The organism is Streptomyces sp. NPDC127068 (assembly GCF_042724695.1).
GTDB lineage: Bacteria > Actinomycetota > Actinomycetes > Streptomycetales > Streptomycetaceae > Streptomyces.
Genome location: NZ_JBHXEN010000022.1, coordinates 15707 through 36564, shown reverse-complemented (window position 1 = coordinate 36564; position 20858 = coordinate 15707). Strand labels below are relative to the sequence as shown.

General features: G+C 69.1%; 18 protein-coding genes. 6 read left to right on the top strand and 12 right to left on the bottom strand.

What is annotated here, in order from left to right:
• The first annotated feature begins 87 nt into the window (after window positions 1-87).
• From ACFWIA_RS16010 to ACFWIA_RS16000, 3 genes are all read left to right on the top strand, one after another.
• Window positions 88-888 (top strand): DUF4097 family beta strand repeat-containing protein, encoded by an 801-nt coding sequence (locus ACFWIA_RS16010; protein ID WP_387004791.1) that lies wholly within the window; start codon window positions 88-90, stop codon window positions 886-888.
• Window positions 889-1217: 329 nt separating this feature from the next.
• Window positions 1218-2531: a hypothetical protein gene (locus ACFWIA_RS16005; protein WP_387004987.1), complete on the top strand. Its 1314-nt coding sequence runs from the start codon at window positions 1218-1220 to the stop codon at window positions 2529-2531.
• Between the two features lie 117 nt (window positions 2532-2648).
• Window positions 2649-2867 carry a zinc ribbon domain-containing protein gene (locus ACFWIA_RS16000; protein ID WP_387004788.1) on the top strand — a complete coding sequence of 73 codons (219 nt, stop codon included), beginning with the start codon at window positions 2649-2651 and terminating at the stop codon, window positions 2865-2867.
• Window positions 2868-2907: 40 nt separating this feature from the next.
• Here ACFWIA_RS16000 and ACFWIA_RS15995 read toward each other — a convergent pair whose 3' ends face one another.
• A complete protein-coding gene (locus ACFWIA_RS15995) occupies window positions 2908-3543 on the bottom strand; it encodes a response regulator (RefSeq protein ID WP_387004984.1) in 636 nt (211 codons plus the stop codon).
• Window positions 3543-4697 (bottom strand): sensor histidine kinase, encoded by a 1155-nt coding sequence (locus tag ACFWIA_RS15990; protein ID WP_387004785.1) that lies wholly within the window; start codon window positions 4695-4697, stop codon window positions 3543-3545. Before ACFWIA_RS15990 ends, ACFWIA_RS15995 begins: the two co-directional genes overlap by 1 nt.
• Before the next feature lie 132 nt (window positions 4698-4829).
• On the opposite strand from ACFWIA_RS15990, the gene ACFWIA_RS15985 reads away from it, so the two are divergent.
• Entirely contained in the window at window positions 4830-5510 is a 681-nt protein-coding gene (locus ACFWIA_RS15985; RefSeq protein WP_387004782.1) for a DedA family protein, read from the top strand.
• Here the strand turns inward: ACFWIA_RS15985 and ACFWIA_RS15980 are convergent.
• The 3 genes from ACFWIA_RS15980 to ACFWIA_RS15970 form a co-directional block, all read right to left on the bottom strand.
• Entirely contained in the window at window positions 5425-6171 is a 747-nt protein-coding gene (locus tag ACFWIA_RS15980; protein ID WP_387004981.1) for an HAD family hydrolase, read from the bottom strand. The two genes, ACFWIA_RS15985 and ACFWIA_RS15980, sit on opposite strands and share 86 nt — an antisense overlap.
• A gap of 107 nt (window positions 6172-6278) precedes the next feature.
• Window positions 6279-8732 carry a phosphoribosyltransferase gene (locus ACFWIA_RS15975; RefSeq protein ID WP_387004978.1) on the bottom strand — a complete coding sequence of 818 codons (2454 nt, stop codon included), beginning with the start codon at window positions 8730-8732 and terminating at the stop codon, window positions 6279-6281.
• 339 nt (window positions 8733-9071) lie between these two features.
• Window positions 9072-10238 (bottom strand): HpcH/HpaI aldolase/citrate lyase family protein, encoded by a 1167-nt coding sequence (locus ACFWIA_RS15970; RefSeq protein ID WP_387004780.1) that lies wholly within the window; start codon window positions 10236-10238, stop codon window positions 9072-9074.
• A gap of 197 nt (window positions 10239-10435) precedes the next feature.
• Between ACFWIA_RS15970 and ACFWIA_RS15965 the strand changes: the two genes are divergently transcribed.
• The gene (locus ACFWIA_RS15965) at window positions 10436-11266 is read left to right on the top strand and encodes a TerD family protein (protein WP_387004778.1); all 831 of its coding nucleotides are present in this window, start codon (window positions 10436-10438) and stop codon (window positions 11264-11266) included.
• A gap of 65 nt (window positions 11267-11331) precedes the next feature.
• Here ACFWIA_RS15965 and ACFWIA_RS15960 read toward each other — a convergent pair whose 3' ends face one another.
• The 6 genes from ACFWIA_RS15960 to ACFWIA_RS15935 all read right to left on the bottom strand — a co-directional run bounded on the left by ACFWIA_RS15960 (window position 11332) and on the right by ACFWIA_RS15935 (window position 16146).
• On the bottom strand, window positions 11332-12069 hold the full coding sequence (locus tag ACFWIA_RS15960; protein WP_387004776.1) for a Tellurium resistance: 738 nt from the start codon (window positions 12067-12069) through the stop codon (window positions 11332-11334).
• A 166-nt stretch (window positions 12070-12235) separates the two neighbouring features.
• On the bottom strand, window positions 12236-13378 hold the full coding sequence (locus ACFWIA_RS15955) for a DUF475 domain-containing protein (protein WP_387004773.1): 1143 nt from the start codon (window positions 13376-13378) through the stop codon (window positions 12236-12238).
• Between the two features lie 74 nt (window positions 13379-13452).
• Window positions 13453-14028 carry a TerD family protein gene (locus ACFWIA_RS15950; RefSeq protein ID WP_387004770.1) on the bottom strand — a complete coding sequence of 192 codons (576 nt, stop codon included), beginning with the start codon at window positions 14026-14028 and terminating at the stop codon, window positions 13453-13455.
• A 156-nt stretch (window positions 14029-14184) separates the two neighbouring features.
• On the bottom strand, window positions 14185-14760 hold the full coding sequence (locus tag ACFWIA_RS15945) for a TerD family protein (protein WP_387004767.1): 576 nt from the start codon (window positions 14758-14760) through the stop codon (window positions 14185-14187).
• Between the two features lie 113 nt (window positions 14761-14873).
• On the bottom strand, window positions 14874-15332 hold the full coding sequence (locus tag ACFWIA_RS15940) for a peroxiredoxin (protein ID WP_385487917.1): 459 nt from the start codon (window positions 15330-15332) through the stop codon (window positions 14874-14876).
• Between the two features lie 376 nt (window positions 15333-15708).
• Window positions 15709-16146: a DUF3052 domain-containing protein gene (locus tag ACFWIA_RS15935; protein ID WP_385488027.1), complete on the bottom strand. Its 438-nt coding sequence runs from the start codon at window positions 16144-16146 to the stop codon at window positions 15709-15711.
• 587 nt (window positions 16147-16733) lie between these two features.
• On the opposite strand from ACFWIA_RS15935, the gene aceE reads away from it, so the two are divergent.
• Window positions 16734-19481: a pyruvate dehydrogenase (acetyl-transferring), homodimeric type gene (aceE, locus tag ACFWIA_RS15930; RefSeq protein ID WP_387004764.1), complete on the top strand. Its 2748-nt coding sequence runs from the start codon at window positions 16734-16736 to the stop codon at window positions 19479-19481.
• A gap of 177 nt (window positions 19482-19658) precedes the next feature.
• Here aceE and ACFWIA_RS15925 read toward each other — a convergent pair whose 3' ends face one another.
• Window positions 19659-20132 carry a peptidase inhibitor family I36 protein gene (locus tag ACFWIA_RS15925; RefSeq protein ID WP_387004761.1) on the bottom strand — a complete coding sequence of 158 codons (474 nt, stop codon included), beginning with the start codon at window positions 20130-20132 and terminating at the stop codon, window positions 19659-19661.
• Window positions 20133-20858 lie beyond the last annotated feature (726 nt).

The window sequence follows — 20858 nt, the reverse complement described above, 5'->3', positions numbered from 1 at the left end:
GCGCCTTGCGCACCGCTTCCAGGCACCGGAGCCGCACAGCGGCACCGGGGAGTGCCGCTACGCATCGTTCGTCCCAGGGGGATGTCCATGACCGCACCCACCACCCGCCGGCGCCCGCACCAGCGTCGCACGGCGCTGCTCGCCGCCACGGGAGTCACCGTCCTCGCCCTCGCCGCCAGCGGCTGCGCGAGTGACCCGGAGGACGACTCCTCCCCCGACCGACGCTCCTTCGCGCTGTCCGGCAAGACGCTCACCGTCGATTCCGACGACTCCAGCCTCGAACTCGTACCCACCGACGGTGACGAGGTCGAAGTGACCCGCTGGATCAAGGCCCGGAAGCTGATCGGCTCCAAGTCGACGTTCAACTGGCGGATGGAGGACGACCGTCTCGTCCTGCGTCGCGACTGCTCCGGCTTCATCGCCACCTGTGGGGTCAAGCACCGCGTCGAAGTACCCCGCGGGGTGACCCTCGTCGTGAAGAACGACGACGGCCCGGTGCGGGCCTCCGGCTTCCGCACCCCCGTGGACATCAGCACCGACGACGGCTCCGTGAAGGTCGAGGACATCAGCGGCCCCCTCACTCTCCGTAGCGGCGATGGCAGCATCCGCGCGAGCGACCTGCGTTCCCGCGAAGTAGCGGCCCATACCGAGAACGGGTCGCTACGGCTGGCCCTGGCCTCCGTCCCGGACCGGATCACCGCGCGCAGCAACGACGGCTCCGTCTCCGTCACCCTTCCCGGCCGTGCAGGCGACGCGACCGGGTACAAGGTGTCCGCGAAGAGCAACGACGGGAGCGTGAAGGTGTCCGTCCCCCGCGACGACCGCAGCCACCGCTCCGTCTCCGCCCACAGCGACAACGGAAGCGTCACGGTGCGGAACGCGAACTGAACGCCCCGTATGTTCGTCCGTACCAGGTGGGACAATGGCACCGGGCACGGCGGACCACAGCACGGGAGAGGTAAGTGACGGCGACACCCAGACAGCCGTACACACCGACAACACCACAGGCGTTCAACATCCCCCATCCTTCGGACACCCCGGGCATCTCGGACACCCCGGTCGGCTCGGCCAGCCCGAGCAGCCCCGCCAGTCCGGGCGACTCGGACGGTGTGGGCAGCCCGGACGGGCACCGCCCGGACACAGCAGCCGGGGCACCGGCCCACGTCGTCGCACCGAGCACACCGGCCGCGTCCGCTCGGGACGCCCTCGCACGCCGCCTGCTTCCCCTCACCTTGCCCGTCGCCCTGTTCGCCGTGGCGGCGGTGGCCCTCCCCGCCGCCTTCAACGGCGGGGGCACCCGTCGCTGGTTCGGCGGGCGCGCCGAGGGCCAGCGCGCCCAGGCCCAGGCCGCCAAGGACGCCGCAGCCGCCGCGTTCTACGAACTGGACACCGCCCAGCGCGACCTGCGCATCTCCATAGAGACCATCACCGCCGTCGACGATTCGCCGGCCGCCCAGCGTGCCGTTGCCGACTTCGACGCCCTGAGCGGACGCATCGACGAGGTCAGCCACCAGTACATCGCCGCCGTCGACGCCCACGACCTCGACCGCGACGATCTGGAGGCGTCCACCGCGTCCCGGGCCCGCACCGAACTGGCCCAGGCCAAGGACGCCCTCACCAAGGTCAAGGAGGAACTGGACCGCTTCTCCCAGGGCCTCGGCCCTCTCCTCGACAAGGCCGAGACGCAGCTCGCTCGTCTGGCGCCCGCCGTCGAGCGCGCCCGGCAAGCGCTCCTGACCGCCACGACCGCCCTTGACACCACACGTGCCTCCGGGCTGAAGGCGGACGACCTCGCCGCCCGCCTCGCAGCGCTCGCCCCCGAGTTGACGAAGCTCAACCAGGGAGCGGGACGCCACGGGGTCCCGGAAACCCTCCACCGCGCCGAGCGGGTCACCCGCGACGCCGAAGCAGTACGTGTAGCAGCCGAGCGACTTCCCGAGCGCGCTGCCGAGATCGACCGCCGGCTGGTCTCCCTGCGCACCCGTGCCGAGGCCCTCACCACCCGTGCCCAACAGGTGGAGCCGGTACTCAGCGAGTTGCGCCGCCGCTTCACCATCGCCTGCTGGCAGGACCTCCAGCACGTACCGGGCCAAGCCGCAGCCGACGTGCGTCGGGCCGAGGACAAGCTCGCCGAGGCCCAGACTGCACGTGACGCACAACGCTGGCCCGATGCCACCTCCCTCCTGTCCACCGTCCGCGCCCTGCTCAACGCCACGGACGAAGCAGTCTCCGCGGCAGGCAACCGCCTCCAACGGTTGAACGCCGTCTCCAAGAGCCCCGAGGACGAGATCGAGCGCACCCGCTTCGCCATCCGCGATGCCCAGCGCCTCGCCATGGCCGGCCGCCACACCCCCGAACCCCGCCACGCACGCCCCCTGGACGAGTCCGTTGCCCGGCTGGAACGGGCCGTCCAAACCCTCCAGGGGCGCCACCCCGACTACTGGCACTTCCTGACCGAGACCGAGGCCGTGCGCCAGCAGGTGGCCGCGGTGGTGTCCCGCATCCGCGAGGACCGCGGCACCAGTACCTGACCTCCCCCTACCCCCTCGCTCCGCTCCCCTCTGCGGGCCGCCGGCCCCTGAAGCCCGCCGTCAAGTGTCACTCGCGCACCACCTGAGCGGCCTGGACACGGCCGCTAACCTGTTTCCATGCCTCGCTACGAGTACCGATGCCGGACCTGCGGCGACACCTTCGAAGTCAGTCGCCCCATGGCCGAGTCCTCCGCACCCGCCGACTGTCCGGCGGGCCACGACGACACGGTGAAGCTCCTGTCGACCGTCGCCGTCGCCGGAACCTCCGCCGCCCCGTCGCCCCCTCCGTCCTCGGGCGGTGGCGGCGGCTGCTGTGGAGGGGGTCGCTGCGGCTGACCCGGCGTAGCGCCGTGCCTCCGGGCACGGCGCGCCCGGCTCATGTCCCCAGGTAGCGGAGCACCGCGAGCACCCGGCGCGAGTACCCCGACCCCCCGGAGAGTTCCAGCTTCTCGAAGATCGCATTGATGTGCTTCTCCACGGCGCTCTGCGAGATGTGCAGACGACCGGCGATGGCGGCGTTCCCGTGCCCCTGCGCCATCTCCGCCAGGACCTCCCGCTCCCGCGCGGTCAGCCGGACGAGTTGATCGCCGTGGGAGCTACCTCCCAGGAGTTGACGCACCACCTCCGGGTCGAAAGCCGCCTCTCCCCCCGCCACCCGCGCCAAGGCGTCGAGGAACTCGTCCACTTGCACCACCCGGTCCTTCAGGAGGTAGCCCACTCCTCCCGCCTGCCCGGACAGCAGTTCCCTGGCGTAGCGCTTCTCGATGTACTGGGACAGCACGAGCACTCCCACCGTCGGCCAGCGTTCGCGGATCTCCAAGACAGCGCGGAGCCCTTCGTCGGTGTGGGACGGAGGCATCCGCACATCAGCGACGACCACGTCCGGACGCTCCTTGGCGATCGCTTCCAGCAGGGCCTCGGCATCCCCCACCGCGGCCAGGACCTCGTGCCCCTCGTCCGCCAGGAGCCTGATCAGCCCTTCCCTCAGCAACGTCGAGTCCTCCGCGAGCATCAGACGCACGGCAGCTCCACAGTGATCTTGGTGGGCCCGCCTGGTGGGCTCCGCACCTCGAACGTCCCGTCCAGCGCTGCGACCCTTCGGGCCAACCCGGTCAGCCCTCCGCCCTCGGGCACCGCACCACCCTGGCCGTCGTCCTCGACCGTGACGTACAGCCGGTCGCCCCTCTCCTCTCCGATCATGACCACTATCTTCGTCGCGTTCGCGTGCTTGACCGTGTTCGTGACGGCTTCCGCGACCACGAAGTACGCGACCGCTGCCACTGCCTTGGGCGGCGGACACATGACGTGGTAGCCGAGGAGCACTGGTATCTCCGAGCGGTCCACGACCGTGCTCAGGGCCGCTTCCAGGCCCGCCTCGTCCAGCGCCGCGGGGTACACCCGCCAGGCCACCTCCCGTAGATCCACCAGAGCGCGGTGGCTCTCCTCGTGCGCCTGGCGGAGCAGCACGCTGGTGCGGTCGGGGTCATCGCCGCGGCGCGCCCGTCCCAGCAACATCCCGAGGGCGACGAGGCGTTGCTGTACACCGTCGTGGAGATCGCGTTCGATGCGTCGGCGTTCGTCGTGCACGGCATCGACCACCCCGGCCCGGCTGGCGAAGAGTTCGTCGATGCGTCGGCGCAGTTCCTCCTCCGGGCTGGGCCCGAGGAGGTGCGTGATGAGTCTGCGTTCGAGCATGGTGACCCCGAGCACGCCCTGAACCGCCAGGAAGAGCAGCAGGAGCCCACCGATGACACTGAGCATCACGTCGTCGGGGTGTCTCACCTCCATCACGATCCAGCCGAAGGTCAGGAACACCCCGTACCCGAGGCCGAGCACCAGACAGCCCAGCACCGCACCACCGAGGAGCCCGAGGGGCCAGCGGGCGGCAATGTAGCGCAGTGCGCGATCATCGCCGCCCGGCGCCCCGTACAGTGGAGGCAGCCGGGTCCGCTGGTACGCCGCGAGTCTCGCGCGTTCCCACGCCACGAACCGCCGTCCTATCCTGTGCACAGGTCGTAGCACGGTGTGGTGGCCCCGGGGCCAGGCGCGCAATGGCAGGAGGATGAGTCCGGCGAGCACGACGAAGACCAACTCGACGACTGCCGTGCAAGCGCCGAGTGCAAGTCCTGTGACGAGCTTGAGCCCGCCGCGTACGGCTGTGTTCACGTCGCTCACAGTAGCCAGCCGCAAGACACCCGCACATTGCGGAAAACCGCACTTCTTGACTGTGGCACGCACCACCGAAAGCTTGTGGTCGGCTTCAGTGTGCATTCAGCTCGCATTTTCTACGGTGGAGTCATGATCGAAAGCAGCGCTCCGCAATGGATCAACAGCCTGATGGACGAGCTCGGGGCTCCGGGCGCCGGGCTGGCCATTGCACTGGAGAACCTGTTCCCTCCCCTGCCCAGCGAAGTGATCCTGCCGCTCGCAGGGTTCGCGGCGAGTACGGGGCAGATGAACCTCATAGCGGCCCTGTTGTGGACCACGGCGGGTTCAGTCGTGGGCGCACTCGCCCTGTACGGCATCGGAGCGGTGCTCGGCCGCGACCGCATGATCGCGATAGCGGCCAAGCTTCCGCTGGTGAAGGTCGCGGACATCGAGAAGACGGAGGCGTGGTTCAACCGTCACGGGACGAAGGCCGTGTTCTTCGGACGGATGATCCCGATCTTCCGCAGCCTGATCTCCATACCCGCGGGTATCGAGAGGATGTCATTGCCCATCTTCCTGGGCCTGACGACGCTCGGTAGCGCGATCTGGAACACCATCTTCGTCCTCGCCGGGTACCTCCTGGGCGAGAACTGGACGGAGGTCACGGGCTATGTGTCGGCCTACTCGAAGGTCGTCCTGGTCCTGGCGGTCCTCGCGGTGGTCGCCTTCATCGTGGTGCGGATGTTCAAGCCCGGTCCGGGGCAGCGGCGCGGGTCAAGCTCGTCAGGATCTGCTCGCCGGCAACAACCCCCCTCTGCAGAAGAGCTGTGAGGTGGGGGGCCTGCCAGTTCTCGTCGGCGAGTTCGCCGTGGCCCGGCCGCCAGGCCAGGTCCGCGGCGAGCAGCAGGTCGGCGTCGAGCAGCGAGTCCCCTGCCGCGAGGATGCGGGTGGCCCCGGTGCGTCGGGCCACCTCCCGTACCGCCGCGCTCTTGGTGAGCGGCTTCGGCACGACGTAGATCTTGCGGCCCTGTAGCGAGACCGTCCAGCCGCGGTCCTCAGCCCATGCGGCCAGTTCCTTGACCCACTGTGTGGGCAGGAGGGCACGTTCCACGACCAGGTAGGCGAAGAACTCGTCCGCGACGCGGTCCTTCAGGAGCCAGGCGGGGTCGGCGGTGTCCCGCAAGTGGGCACGGATCTCGTCGAGCGGGGCGCACTCCGTGGTGACCCTGCCGAGGACGTGCCGCTGCCATTCCCGGTCGGGGCGTCCGTCCACGAGGATCTGGCCGCCGTTGGCGCAGATCGCGTAGCGGGCGTCGGGGCCGGGCAGGTGGATGCGACGGTACTGCGCGAGGGTACGTGTCGTGGTGGGCACGAAGTGGGTGGTGCGGGCCAGTTCCACCAGGAGCCCGGCGGCGGTCTCGGTCAGGTAGGAGAGCGGCTTGCCCTCGTAGACCTCGACGCACAGCAGACGGGGTGCGTCGGCGTCGGGCATGCGCAGGCCGAGCGCGGCGGCCGAGTAGATCAGGGTGCGGTCCAGGTCGCTGGCGACGAGGACCGGGCGTCGGTCGGCATCGGTGGTCGAGCGGTCGGGTGCGGTGCTCACAGCGAGGTCACCGCCTTGCCGTCGGAGCCGGTCGCGCCACGGGTGTAGTGGGGGTGGATCAGCCCGACGCAGCTGTAGGGCAGGTCGTGGACCTCCTCGACGGGGACGCCTCGCTGTTCGGCGAGGAGGCGTACGTGTTCCAGGTCCGCGCCGGCGCCGTGCCGGGCGAGGATCTTCCAGGGAACGCGACGCAGAAGGACCCGCGTGGTCTCCCCCACCCCGGGCTTGACGAGGTTGACGTCGTGGATGCCGTACTCCTCACTGATCCGCTCGACGGCGGCCCACCCTTCCCAGGTGGGTGCCCGGTCGGCGGTGAGCATCTCCTTCACCTGGACGTCGACGGTGTCGACGACCTCGGGGAAGTGGGCGGCGACCCGGTGGAGGAAGTCTTGGGAGACGTCCGCGCCGGCCAACTCGCGGTAGTGCTTGGCCCCGTGGTAGTCGTCCGGTCCCACGAGGTCGGCGCGCAGGACGGTACGGGACACCAGCCCGGAGACCGTGGAGTTGAGGCAGGCGGAGGGGATCAGGAAGTCCTCGCGGGTGCCGTAGGTGCGCACGCAGGCCCCGGGGTCGGCCAGAACGGCGATCTCGGGGTGGAACCCGTGGACTCCGGTGGCCTCTTGGAACTCCTTGAGTGCCTGGGCGAGTTCGCGGGTGATGGCTCCCTTGCCCGTCCAGCCGTCCACGAAGACGACATCGGTGGGGTCGTGGTGGGTCGCGAGCCAGCGCAGGGCGTTCGCGTCGATTCCCCGGCCCCGCACGATGGACACGGAGTAGTGCGGCAGATCGATGCCGTAGCGGTGCAGGGCCCAACGGCGCATGAGGATGCCGACGGGCGTTCCGGCACGGGCGAGGGAGACCAGCACGGGGCGGGGCGAACGCTCGGCGAGGACCAGGTCCGTGACGGTACCCACGGCCTGGGCGATCCGGCGGGCCGAGACGTCGAGGGCGCTGTGGAAGAGCTGCTGGTACTGCGGGCTCGGCTGGTACTCCACCGGCAGGGACTCCGCGTAGTGGGCCCCTCCCTGCTGGATCGCTTCCTCGCGTTCCTCGGTGGGGGCCTCCAGCGTCACGGAGGACAGGTCCTGGAGCAGCCAGCCGACGTCTTCGGGGGCGTATGAGGAGAAGGCGGGGCCGCGCAGGGGCTCGGGGAGCAAGGAGGGCCTTTCGGAGGTGGGGACCGCGGGGTGCGGAACACGGGACGGTACGACGGCGAGGACGACCCGGGAGGTGTGGCGCGTGAGGAGGGCGAGCAGGCCGTCGGGGGCGTGCAGCGCGGGGGTGTCCGCCACCGAGTCGACCACGAGGACGACGGCGTCGAAGCCGGCGCCGGCCACGTTGTAGGCGTAGCGGTCGCCGGGGCCGTCGCCCGGGTCGTCGTGGGCGGGGAAGACGAGGCTGCTGCGTATCGCGTAGCCGGGGTCGTCGACGGGAAGCACGGGCGAACGCGTGGTGGTGGAGTAACGGACGTCGGCGAAGCCGAGTTCCTCCAGCGCGGTGGCGAGCCGCAACGGGGCGTACATCAGCTCTTCGAAGCCGAGCACGAGGACCCGGGGCCGGTCGACCGGATCTCCGTCCGCCGTTGGAGCGCCGTTCCCCCGCGGGAGGTGGCCGGCCAAGCCCTCGGCCAGGCCGGGAAGAGCGGCCTCCAGTCGAGCACGGTGCTCGGGGGTGAACCCGTGGCGACCTCCGTCGGGCACCCCTGCGGGCCAGCGCAGTTCGGCCCGGACCACGGACGCGCGCGGGGCGGCCTCCGCTGGAGCGGGGTGCAGGCGGCCTTCGGTTGCGGGGCCTTCAGTTCCGGGATGTCCGCTCCCGGGCGCGCTCTCGTACTGGGCGACGAGGGCACGGCCCTTCTCCAGGACCCCGTCGGGCAGCCGGACGGTGCCCGAGGCCGCGGCCACGAGGTCGACCCGCGCACCGATCTCCCTGGCGAACGCGTCGAGCCGCCCGCGGTCCCCGGGGGAGCGCATGTCGACCAGAGCGACGATCACGTATCGCTGGCGGGGGTAGCGGGCGTGGAGGGCGCGCACGGTGTTGAGGACGGTGTTGCCCGTGGAGAACTCGTCGTCCACCAGGACCAGGGGTCCGTCGCCCGTGAGGAGGTCGGGATCCGCCGGGAGCAGCAGGTGGCTGGTGGCGTGGGAGTGCGCCTCCTCGAACCCCGCGGCCTCCGCGACGCCGGCCACGGGACGCCGGGTGGAGTGCAGGTAGGGGGCGACGCCGATGCCGTCGGCGACGCAGTGCCCGAGCCCCGTGGCGGTCTCGGCGTAGCCGAGGACCACGGCCCGGTGGGCGAGGTCCTCGCCCAGGAGGTCACGGACCCTTCGGCCCAGGTCGTACCCGTACCGGTGGACGATCGCCGGCGACTGGGGAACGTGTTTGCCGAGCACGTTGGACACGAGCAGGTGGGCCCGCTTGGGGTTGCGGCGCAGCGCGAGTCCCAGCAGGTCGCGGAGCGCTGCCCCGCCGTCGCGCCCTTCCGGGGGTGTGCCGGTGTCCGCGGTCGCGGTCGTGTCCGCGGTCGTGTCCGCGCCCGTGCCGGGGTGGAGGGTGACCGGCGCGCCCCGCCCGCTCCCCGGGCCGTCCCGCCCGCTCCCCCGGCCGTCCTGCGTGCGCTGACCCGCCCCAGCACCGGTCCTACCGGTCCGGGCGCCGTCGGCGGTGGCTTCCCGCCCCGCGGGAGCCTCGGGGTCGCCCCCGTCCGGGGCGGCCCCCACCAGTTCGATCCCGAGCCGTCTGGCGACCCACGTCCCCGTCCACACCACGTCGTCCACGCTTCCTTACGATCAGCCGGTGAGCCCGGCGGCGAGCAGCTCCACGAAACCGACGTCCTCACCTGCGACGCCGAAGACCTCGGCGCGCTGTAGGGTCCGCTCGGCCCATGCGCGGTGCGGCTTCACCTCGTTCATCTTGTTGGTGTAGGCGGAGCGCATCACTCCGCCGCCTTCGCGGTCGGGCCGCAGGATGTCCCGCGCATCGCTGTACTCCTCGTGACTGACCACGGACAGAGCATGGACCGGGAGCACGTGCGACGGATGGATGCAGGTCTTGCCGAGGAGCCCGTTGACGCGGTCGAGTTCGATCTCTCGCAGCAGTCCGTCGAGATCGTGGTCGATGAGTTCCTGGCGCAGCTCGTCGGCGCGACCGGCGAGGAAGGGGCTGCGGCGCAGCTGGGGCTTGAACATCCGCTCCTGACGCCGGAAGTACTCCCAGACGGGTCCGGTGACGGTGAAGCCCGTACCGTCGGACCGCCCGAGGAGGTTCACGACGTCCGCGATCACGGATGCCACGATCTGCACGTCGTAGGCGGTCATGTCGGGGGGCCTGCGCAGACCGTATGCGGAGCAGAAGTCGGTGACGCCCAGGCGCAGGGCGAGCACCCGGTCCCGGTACTTGTCGACGGTCCGGGCGATGCCGTCCAGCGTCTCGCGGCGGGACTCCAGGTGCAGCAGTTCCGGGGACTCCAGGACCGGCATCGCGAACAGTCGACGACCGTGGGCGGCCTCCGTGTCCGCGAGTGCCTCCAGGAACGGGACGCCGCGTTCCTCGGTGAACTTCGGCAGTACGAATCCGGACAGGAGTGCCGCGGAGGAGCCCAGCCGTCGCACGAGATCGGGTATCTGTTCCGGGGTGCGGACGCGCATGAACAGCAGGGGCAGGTCACCGACCGGCCGGGTGGCCAACTCGACGAGCTGGCGGACGACGTTCTCCTCGGCTTGGGGGACCTCGGAGTCCTCGATCGAGTCCTCCAGACAGATCACCATCGAGATCACGCCTCGACCTGCCTGTTTGCGGATGTCGTCTGCGAGCGTGGGCCTGATGGCGGGGCTGTACAGGGTGGCTCCCAGCGCAACCGCGAGCACACGGGCGGGGGAGTCGGCGGTGAAGTCGCACGGCTCCCGGTAGAAGAGGCGCTGACGCACCTGTGGGGCTATGTGCCCGAAATGACGCATGAGTCTCCCCGTGTTGCCGGAGTGTTCCGACACGATGTGGCCGGTAATAGTACGTAGGAACGTGTGTCAAGGGTTCCCATGCCCCATGAAATCCTGGTAAGCGAAGCATGTCGCCCTCATGGTCGCGCTCCTTGACCTCACCGTGCAGCACGGCACCCGCATTGTCCTGGCGGCGACCGGGAGGGCAGGATGGCCGTATGACGCACGCGATGCTGAAGGGGTCGAACGTCCCGCTCGAAGCCGCGGCGGTCCGTGCCGTGCTGCGGTGGGCCACCGGGCAGGACGTCCCGGACGTCGACGTCTCCGCGCTGCTCCTCGGACCCGACGGCCGGGTGCGGTCCGACGAGGACTTCGTCTTCTACAACCAGCCCCGACACCCTTCGGGCAAGGTGTGGCGGCTCGGGAAGAAGCGGGTGTCGGAGGGGCTCGCCGACACGATCCAGACGGATCTGAGGGGTCTGCCGAGCGAGGTCGACCGGGTCCTCCTGGTGGCGTCGGCGGACGACGTGCCCTTCCACCGGGTGCGGTCCCTGCGCATCCAGGTGCACGACGCGGGCGCCGCGGACGACGAGCCGCTCGCGTACTTCGACATCACGCCCGAGACGGGTGCCGAAACGGCTCTGATCTGCGGTGAGCTGTACCGACGCGGCGACGGGTGGAAGTTCCGGGCCGTCGGCGACGGCTACTCGAACGGCCTGGTCGGACTGGCGACGGACTTCGGGATCTCCGTGGACGAGTCGACGGCGGAGAGCGGCGGCGGCGCGTCGGAACAGCCGCTGCCGACGTCCCCCCAGCCGTCGGCGCCCCCGCCCGCCCCGCAGGAGCCGGTCACCCAGCCCGCGTACGGCTATCCCCCGCTGCCGGAGGGCAGCCCGGCGGCCCAGCCCGCGTACGGATACCCGCACCCCGTGTCGGGGCAGCCCAGCGGCGCGCAGCAGCCCTCCTACGGCTATCCGCAGCCGGTCTCCGCGGTGCCGGACCCGAGTTTCCGGCTGCCGCCCCAGGGCCCGCAGTTCCAGCCCCGCTGACCCGATGGCGACCTGGCCGTCGGCCTCCTGTCCCCGGCGGACGCGGGCGGCCCGGGGGCGTGGGCTCAGCGGTCAGCCTTGGACTTGTACCCGCGGCCCCATTGGAGTCCCCAGCCGTACAGCCGGTCGAGTTCCGCCTGGAAGCCGTACACGAACTTCACCTCCCGCCGGACGATCAGCTGGTCCTTGACGTTCTCCAACGAGAACACCGCGCAGGAGCGGGCCTGCGGGGCGCGCTCGTCGAGGCTGATCTCGATGCGGGGGCCGCTGCTCGGGTAGAGGGTGACGATGGCGTGGGTGCGGTCGAAGGCGGGCGTCTGGTCGTAGATGTAGACGAAGATCAGGAGCCGCTTGATCGCTTCGCGCTGGTCGAGGTTGATGAAGATCGTCTCGCCGGTGCCGGAGCCGAAGCGGTCGTCGCCGCTCAGTTTCACGTACGGGGAGCCGTTGAGGTCCCCGAAGAAGCCGCCCAGGGGTTGGACCACGCCCTTGGACCCGTCCGCCAGCTCGTACAGGCAGCCGAGGTCGAGGTCGACGTTGACCATGCTCTGGGTGTGGGCCTGGACGGCTTCGGGTTTGAACATCCTGAACGGGTTGCTCAGCAGCCCGCCGCGGTCCGGGCCCCCTATGTCGGAGGTGCGCATCCGCCAGGACAGGTTGACGCGCAGGTTCCCGGTGGCCGCCCCCTGCTTGGTGAGCGAGACCGACGGGTTCCGCTTGGTGAGTTCGATGGAGTTGGTCGCTGAGCTCCCGGACTCGAAGTCCGCCGAGCGCCCGCGCCACAGACTGTCCCAGAAGGACATGCAGCCCCCCAATGCCCTGATATCCCCGGGCCCGGCGGTGTCGGCCCGGGCTTCCTTGCGTACGTAGCGGGGCGGCCGTGGGAACCATGTCCCACGGCCGCCCCGCTGAGAGCGTTCCTCGTGGCGAGCCCGGTCACACCCTCGAACCGGTCACATCAGTCGGTGCTCATGCCTTGGAGGTGATCTTCGGCTTGCCGTCCGAGTTCTCGGACCCGCCGCCGGCCGCTGCGAGGGCACGGTTGCGACGGACCGACGACCAGAACGACCAGCCGATCAGGACCACGCCCACGAGCCCGGTGATGACCTCGTTGACCTCGTACCGAATGGTGATCAACAGGATCGCGGCGAGTGCGCCGATCGCGTAGTGCGCGCCGTGCTCCAAGTAGACGTAGTCGTCGAGGGTGCCCTCACGGACCAGGTAGACCGTGAGGGACCGGACGTACATCGCGCCGATACCGAGGCCGAGCGCCATGAGCACGATGTCGTTGGTGATCGCGAAGGCGCTGATCACCCCGTCGAAGGAGAAGGAGGCGTCCAACACCTCCAGGTACAGGAACATGAAGAACGCGGCCTTGCCCGCCATCAGCACCACGGGCTTGCCGCTGCGCTTGGCGGTCTCCTCGGCCTCGTGTTCGCGCTCCTCCTGTTCTTCGAGCCTGCCCTCGAAGAACCCGGAGAGACCACCGACGACGAGGTAGGTGATGAGTCCGGCGATACCGGAGAGCAGCACCGTCTCCGTCTTGTCGGCATGGGTGCCGCCGTGCTGGTGGGCCTGCGGTGCGAGGGCAATCGCACTGACCAGGAGCACGATCAGGGCGAGGCAGACCGACAGCATCTCGACCTTGCCGAGCCTGGCGAGCGGGCGCTCGATCCAGCGCAGCCACTTGATGTCCCGCTCCTCGAAGACGAAGTCGAGGAAGATCATGAGCAGGAACATGCCGCCGAAGGCGGCGATGGAGGCATGGGCGTCAGTGACGAGTTCCTCGTAACGGTCCTTCTCGGTGAGCGCGAGGTCGACCGCTTCGATCGGGCCGAGCCCGGCACTGACGGCGACGATCACCACCGGGAAAACCAGTCGCATACCGAAAACGGCGATCAGGATGCCGATGGTGAGGAAGATGCGCTGCCAGAAGGCGTTCATCTTCTTCAGGATTCCGGCGTTGACCACCGCATTGTCGAAGGACAGCGAGATTTCCAAGATGGAGAGTATGGCGACGACACCGAAGCCGACCCATCCCCCGTACAGCAAGGCCGCGACCAGACCGAGCGCGGTGACCGCGAACGACCAACCGAAGGTTTTGAGAATCACTGGCTACCCATTCCTGTCACGGGGGTCCCCCGGTAGGAGTCCGGCAGGAGGTCACCCCCGCACCGGGCCCAGCTTCACGAAACACTGACCCCGAAGTCTAGAGCGATGCCCCTCAAACCCGATGCGTACCCCTGCCCCACCGCGCGGAACTTCCATTCACTTCCGTAACGGTAGACCTCGCCGAAGATCATCGCCGTTTCGGTGGAGGCGTCCTCCGACAGGTCGTAGCGGGCGAGTTCCTGACCGTCCGCCTGATTCACGACACGGATGAATGCGTTGTTGACCTGGCCGAAGGTCTGTCCCCGGGCGTCCGCCTCGTGGATGGAGACCGGAAAGACGATCTTCTCGCAAGCCACCGGTACCAGGGAGAGGTCGATCACCAAGGACTCGTCGTCGCCGTCGCCCTCACCCGTCAGGTTGTCTCCGGTGTGCGTCACAGAGCCGTCCGGGCTGGCCAGGTTGTTGTAGAAGACGAACCACTCGTCGCCGAGGATGCGGCCCGCATTGCACAGCAGCGCACTGGCATCGAGATCGAACGGGGCTCCCGTGGTGGAACGTGCGTCCCACCCGAGGCCGACCAGGATCTGTGTGAGGTTCGGTGCGGCCTTGGATAGGGAGACATTGCCCCCCTTGGCAAGCGTGACACCCATGTTCGTCGTCCTCCCCGAGGTGATGCAGCGCCATCCCGGGGACGGACAGACACACGGCCGTGCCGTGCTCCCCCCGGGCCCCCGACCGGGGGCTGTTGTCCTGCCCGACTCGGTGCGACGCCACACGGGCGTCGCACCGGGCGGTCGTGCTCCGACTCAGACGTTGACGCCGAAGTCCTGCGCGATGCCGCGCAGGCCCGAGGCGTAGCCCTGGCCGATGGCGCGGAACTTCCACTCCGCACCGTTGCGGTACAGCTCGCCGAAGACCATCGCGGTCTCGGTGGAGGCGTCCTCGGAGAGGTCGTAACGGGCGATCTCCTGGTTGTTCGCCTGGTTCACCACCCGGATGAACGCGTTGCGGACCTGCCCGAAGGACTGCTGGCGGCTCTCGGCGTCGTAGATGGAGACCGGGAAGACGACCCGGGCCACGTCCGCGGGGACTGCGGCCAGGTTCACCTTGATCTGCTCGTCGTCGCCTTCGCCCTCACCGGTGAGGTTGTCACCGGTGTGCTCGACCGAGCCGTCCTGACTCTTCAGGTTGTTGAAGAAGACGAAGTTCTGGTCGCTGGTGACCTTGCCCTCCGTGTTGGTCAGGATGGCGCTGGCGTCCAGGTCGAAGTCCGTACCCGTGGTGGTGCGGACGTCCCAGCCCAGCCCGATCACGACCGCGGTGAGGCCGGGCGCCTCCTTGGTCAGCGATACGTTGCCGCCCTTGCTGAGGCTGACTCCCACAAGTCCTCCCAATGGTGTCTAGGGGCGGGGAGCCCCGTCGTGCTCTGGTATCGGATCAACGTTTCGATCCTAGTGACGGGTTCCCGTGCTCCGCAGGGGTTGGTCCCGAAGAATCACAGGGTGTCGAGGGCCTTCACGTAGTCGTTCAGGTCCCGGGCGTCCGGCAGGCCGTTCACGATCGTCCAGCGCACGACGCCCTCCTTGTCGATGACGAAGGTGCCGCGGACCGCGCAACCCTTGCCCTCGTCGAAGACGCCGTACGCGCGCGAGGCCTCACCGTGCGGCCAGAAGTCGGACAGCAGCGGGTACTCGAGGCCCTCCTGCTCGGCGAAGACGCGAAGGCTGAACGGGGAGTCGTTGGAGACCGCGAGCAGCTGGACGTCGTCGTTGACGAACTTCGGCAGTTCGTCGCGCAGTGCGCACAGCTCACCCGTGCACACCCCGGTGAAGGCGAACGGGTAGAAGAGCAGGACGACGTTCTTCTCACCGCGGAAGTCGGACAGGCGCACGGTCTCGCCGTGCTGGTTCCTGAGTTCGAAGTCCGGGGCCTTGGTGCCGACCTCAATCGCCATGGTCACGCATTCCCTTCGCGGGGCTGTTCGGGTGGTGGCCACCACCCTACGCAGCGCGAAGGCTCAGGTCTGTGGCAGGGGAGAACGCGCCGGAACGGGAGCAGCGTCCATCCTGCGAGCCGGCCGGGCCGGGCCCGGGTACGTGGTGCCGCACGGCGCGGCCCCGCGGCGCCGTGCGCCACTCACGACCCCACCGGGACGGCCCGGAACAGCCTCGACGCGCTGCCAGGGGCGCTCGGAGCCCCGCCGGCACGCCTCGGGAGCCATCCGGGAGCGGTCCGGGAGCGACGAAGTCCCCGCCGACCGGGTCGACGGGGACACACGCTGGAGTGCGTAGGGCTCCCGTGGGGCGTTGATCCCCCACGGGAACGCAGTGTCAGCGCTTCTTTGCTGCGGCCTTCGGCGTGACCAGGCGGCTCCCTGTCCAGTCCTTGGCCACGCTGATGCTCTTGGTCTGGGAAAGACCCGCGGTCTGCGCGGACTCGTTGATGTCGCTCGGTTCGACGTAGCTGTCCCGGCCGGTCTTGGGCGTCAGCAGCCAGACCTGGCCGCCGTCGTCGATCAGCCCAATGGCATCGACCAGCGCGTCCGTCAGATCGCCGTCGTCCTCGCGGAACCACAGCACTACGACATCGGCGACATCGTCGTACTCCTCGTCGACGAGGTCGCTGCCGATGGTCTCCTCAATGGCCTCGCGGAGTTCCTGATCGACATCGTCGTCGTAGCCGATCTCCTGGACCACCTGCCCGGGCTGGAACCCCAGCCTGGCGGCAGGGTTCGTCCGCTCCTCCGCGTGGTCCGCGGTCGCGCTCACCGTTTGCCTCCTGATCATGTTCGGATGTTGTCCTGATGGCCTCGCGCCAGCGCGGGGCGTTGGCCGTAGTCCACACGGGCGGGGCGGATCGCGCAAGTACCCGGCCGCCGAGACCGCCGAAACGGTGACGTTCCCGACCGTGTCACCGCAACTTCCGATACGAAATCGCGGCAATCAGTGACACACACCACGACAGTGTGCCCTATTCGCCCGCTTCGCGAACCGGAGTCCGGGTAGGTGGAGCCTCGAAGAATTCCCGAGAAGTACCGAGGGGCGCGGCGAAGCTCCAGAAGCGGGGGGCCAGGGAACGGGCAGAGGTCGACCACCCGCAGCCCGTCCGTCACGGACAAACCATACGGGCACACGAGGGCCGAACGGACACGGCACCGGCGAACGGCCCGGATCGACTGACACAACGTGGGCGTATCGTTACATTTTGGAAGAACATGCCCCATTTGCCGAGTCGAGGTTCCGGTTACCTCTCGGTACGAATGACGTTTCCCACCCCGAGGTACACGATGGGAGACGGCGCACCCACCAGAAGTGGCAAGTCCCACGACCGTGCCACCGGACAGCGAAGGAACAGCGTGGCTTCCGGATTCGATCGCAACCCGATCATCATTGGCGGCCTTCCGAGTCAGGTCCCCGATTTCGATCCCGAAGAGACCCAGGAGTGGCTCGACTCGCTCGACGCCGCCATCGACGAGCGGGGTCGCGAACGGGCCCGCTACCTGATGCTCCGCCTCATCGAACGGGCGCGCGAGAAGCGCGTGGCCGTGCCCGAGATGCGCAGCACGGACTACGTCAACACCATCGCCACCAAGGACGAACCGTTCTTCCCGGGCAACGAGGAGATCGAGCGCAGGGTCCTCAACGCCACTCGTTGGAACGCCGCGGTGATGGTGTCGCGGGCCCAGCGCCCGGGGATCGGTGTCGGCGGGCACATCGCCACCTTCGCTTCGTCGGCCTCCCTCTACGACGTGGGCTTCAACCACTTCTTCCGGGGCAAGGACGAGGGCGACGGCGGCGACCAGATCTTCTTCCAGGGCCACGCTTCGCCGGGGATCTACGCACGGGCGTTCCTCCTCGACCGACTTTCCGAACGCCAACTCGACGCGTTCCGCCAAGAGCGGTCGAAGGCCCCGGACGGGCTGCCCAGCTATCCGCACCCGCGGCTGATGCCGGACTTCTGGGAGTTCCCGACGGTCTCGATGGGGCTGGGACCGCTCGGCGCGATCTTCCAGGCCCGCATGAACAGGTACATCGAGGCCCGGGGCATCGCGGACACCTCGTCCTCTCACGTGTGGGCCTTCCTCGGTGACGGCGAGATGGACGAGCCGGAGTCGCTGGGCCAGTTGTCCATCGCCGCTCGCGAGGGGCTGGACAACCTGACCTTCGTGATCAACTGCAACCTCCAGCGGCTTGACGGGCCAGTCCGGGGCAACGGCAAGATCATCCAGGAGTTGGAGTCCCAGTTCCGGGGAGCCGGCTGGAACGTCGTGAAACTGGTCTGGGACCGCTCGTGGGACCCGCTGCTGGCCCAGGACCGGGACGGCATCCTGGTGAACCGGTTGAACACCACCCCCGACGGGCAGTTCCAGACGTACGCCACGGAGACGGGGGCGTACATCCGGGACCACTTCTTCGGTGACGACCACCGGCTGCGTGCGATGGTCGCCAGCATGACCGACGACCAGATCCTGCATCTGGGCCGGGGCGGCCACGACCACCGGAAGATCTACGCCGCCTTCTCCGCGGCGAAGGCCCACAAGGGTCAGCCCACGGTGATCCTGGCGCAGACGGTCAAGGGATGGACGCTGGGCCCCAATTTCGAGGGCCGCAACGCGACCCACCAGATGAAGAAGCTCACCGTCGACGACCTGAAGGGTTTCCGCGACCGGCTGCACCTGCCGATCAGCGACCGGCAACTCGACGACGGTCTGCCGCCTTACTACCACCCGGGCCGCGACTCGGAAGAGATCCAGTACATGCACGACCGCCGCACGGCGCTCGGTGGGTACGTACCGTCGCGGGTGGTGCGGGCGAAGCCCCTGGCGCTGCCCGACGACAAGGCCTACGCGAGCGGCAAGAAGGGGTCCGGTCAGCAGTCGATCGCCACCACCATGGCCTTCGTGCGGCTGCTCAAGGACCTCATGCGGGACAAGGAGATCGGGAGGCGGTTCGTCCTGATCGCTCCGGACGAGTACCGCACGTTCGGTATGGACTCCTTCTTCCCGAGCGCCAAGATCTACAATCCGCTCGGTCAGCAGTACGAGTCGGTGGACAGGGACCTGCTCCTCGCCTACAAGGAGTCGCCCACGGGGCAGATGCTGCATGACGGTATCTCCGAAGCGGGCTGCACGGCCTCGCTCATCGCCGCGGGTTCGGCCTACGCCACTCATGGCGAACCCCTCATCCCGGTGTACGTCTTCTACTCGATGTTCGGTTTCCAGCGCACTGGTGACCAGTTCTGGCAGATGGCCGACCAGTTGGCACGCGGGTTCGTCCTGGGGGCCACCGCCGGGCGCACGACCCTGACCGGCGAGGGCCTCCAACACGCTGACGGTCACTCGCAGTTGCTCGCCTCCACCAACCCGGGTTGCGTGGCCTACGACCCGGCCTACGCGTACGAGATCGCCCACATCGTGCGGGACGGTCTGCGCAGGATGTACGGCGAGACCGAGGACGGTTCGCCCGGTGAGGACGTCTTCTACTACCTCACCGTCTACAACGAGCCGATCCAGCACCCGACCGAGCCGGAGAACGTCGATGTCGACGGCATCCTGCGGGGTGTGTACCGGTTGAAGGCGGGTGACCGCGGTTCGCTGCCGGCCCAGATCATGGCGTCAGGCGTTGCCGTGCCCTGGGCGTTGGAGGCCCAGCGGATCCTCGCCGAGGAGTGGGAGGTGAAGGCCGATGTGTGGTCGGCGACCTCCTGGAACGAACTCCGCCGGGAGGCGGTCGAGGTGGAGCGGCACAACCTGCTGCATCCTCAGGAAGAGCAGTTGGTGCCGTACGTGACGCGGAAGCTGTCGGGTGCCGAAGGTCCGTTCGTCGCGGTGTCCGACTGGATGCGATCCGTTCCCGACCAGATCGCGCGCTGGGTGCCGGGTACCTACCAGTCGTTGGGGGCCGATGGATTCGGCTTCGCGGACACCCGGGGTGCGGCACGGCGTTACTTCCACATCGACGCGCAGTCGATCGTGGTGGCCGTGCTCACCGAGTTGGCACGGGAGGGCGAGGTGGACCGGTCGGTCCTCAAGCAGGCGATCGACCGGTACCAGCTGTTGGACGTGACTGCCGCCGACCCGGGTGCGGCCGGGGGCGACGCCTAGGCTCTTTCGCGCGGGGGGACCGGGTCAGCGGGCAGGGCTCCCTTGCCTCCTGTGCCCCACGAGAGCCGGGCAGGGGTGCGTAGCTCGGTCGCCCTACGGTCCGGGGTGGGATCCGGGACCGTAGGGAGTCCGGACGTCCGTACCGATGGCCAGCTGTACGGCCAGCAGCCCCGACCGTCAGTTCTCCCAGACCTTGAACGCTCTGATGCGGTGAGGTGACTGCGGGGTCCAGGTGCCGTTCCCGGGGTAGGTGTCGAACTCTCCGGTCTCTTCACACGTGGCGGACTGGTAGGTGGTGACGGGGCGTCCGAGTCGGTTGGCGAGAGCCTGCGCGCTGCCCCCCGCCGGCAGCGCGACGCAACTCTCGATGTCGATCTCGGACAGTTCGTAGGCGAGCCGGGTGCCCTTGAAGTCGGACTTCGCCCACAGGCACAGCTCGCCCGGTCCGCAGCGGCCGAGCGTCGTGGCGGTGGCCGCTGCGGCAGATCGGGGCTGGGTGCTCGGAACGGCCTGTTGCTGGGTCACCACGCGGTCCGGCGGATTCGCGGGACGGGCGGTCGACACGCTGGTGGTGCCCGCGTGAGCGGGGCCGAGGAGCACGGCGACGGTGGCGACCGCGAGCGTGGTGGACCTGAGCAGGGTGGAGCGCATGTGGTTCATCCCCCGTGTTGGACTGATCACTTGGTGCAACCATCGTCGGTCGCGGGGAGCGGAAGGAAGCCCTCCGGGCATGTGCCACCCGGACAGGCGAAATCCCCACCGCTCGGGAACTGTTGGGGCGTCCCAGATGTTGATGACCGTTTTCCGGAGGCCGGAGCCACGTGTTCGCCCCCGCAGCCGAGTGGCCCAACACGTCGTCAGGGGTGGGACGTTGGAGGTGCGCCGGCGTCGGATGCGCACCGCGCCGCGGCCGGTCTCCGCGTTGGCGCCCCATCCGATCGACAGCACCACGAAGCCCACAACGAACCTGACGCCCGGGGCGACGAGACGGGCGAGGCCCGTTCCGGAGGGGAGCGGCCTCGGTGAGCGTCACGGCGACGCACGCGGGGGCGTCCGGAGTCACCGGTGCGGCACCCGCTCGGGCAGCCGCGGCCATGGGGTCGAGTCCCTCAGGGCCGAGCAGCGGCAACTCGACGCCGTCCAGCCGTTCGGCAGCACACCGTCAGGCTTCGAGGCCGGCGCCATCCCGTCGGACGGGGGAGAACATCGCTCCACGACGCCCCTCACTCTCCGCATGCGCACGTACCGGATGATCGATTCGGCGCCTGCCCGCGGCGAGACGCTTAGGCCGCTTCGGCGAGACGGAGGAGAAGATCGCACGGCCGATCGCCGGGCGCGAGTGCCTCGTCACGGCGGACCACCGCCGTACGCGGGCGG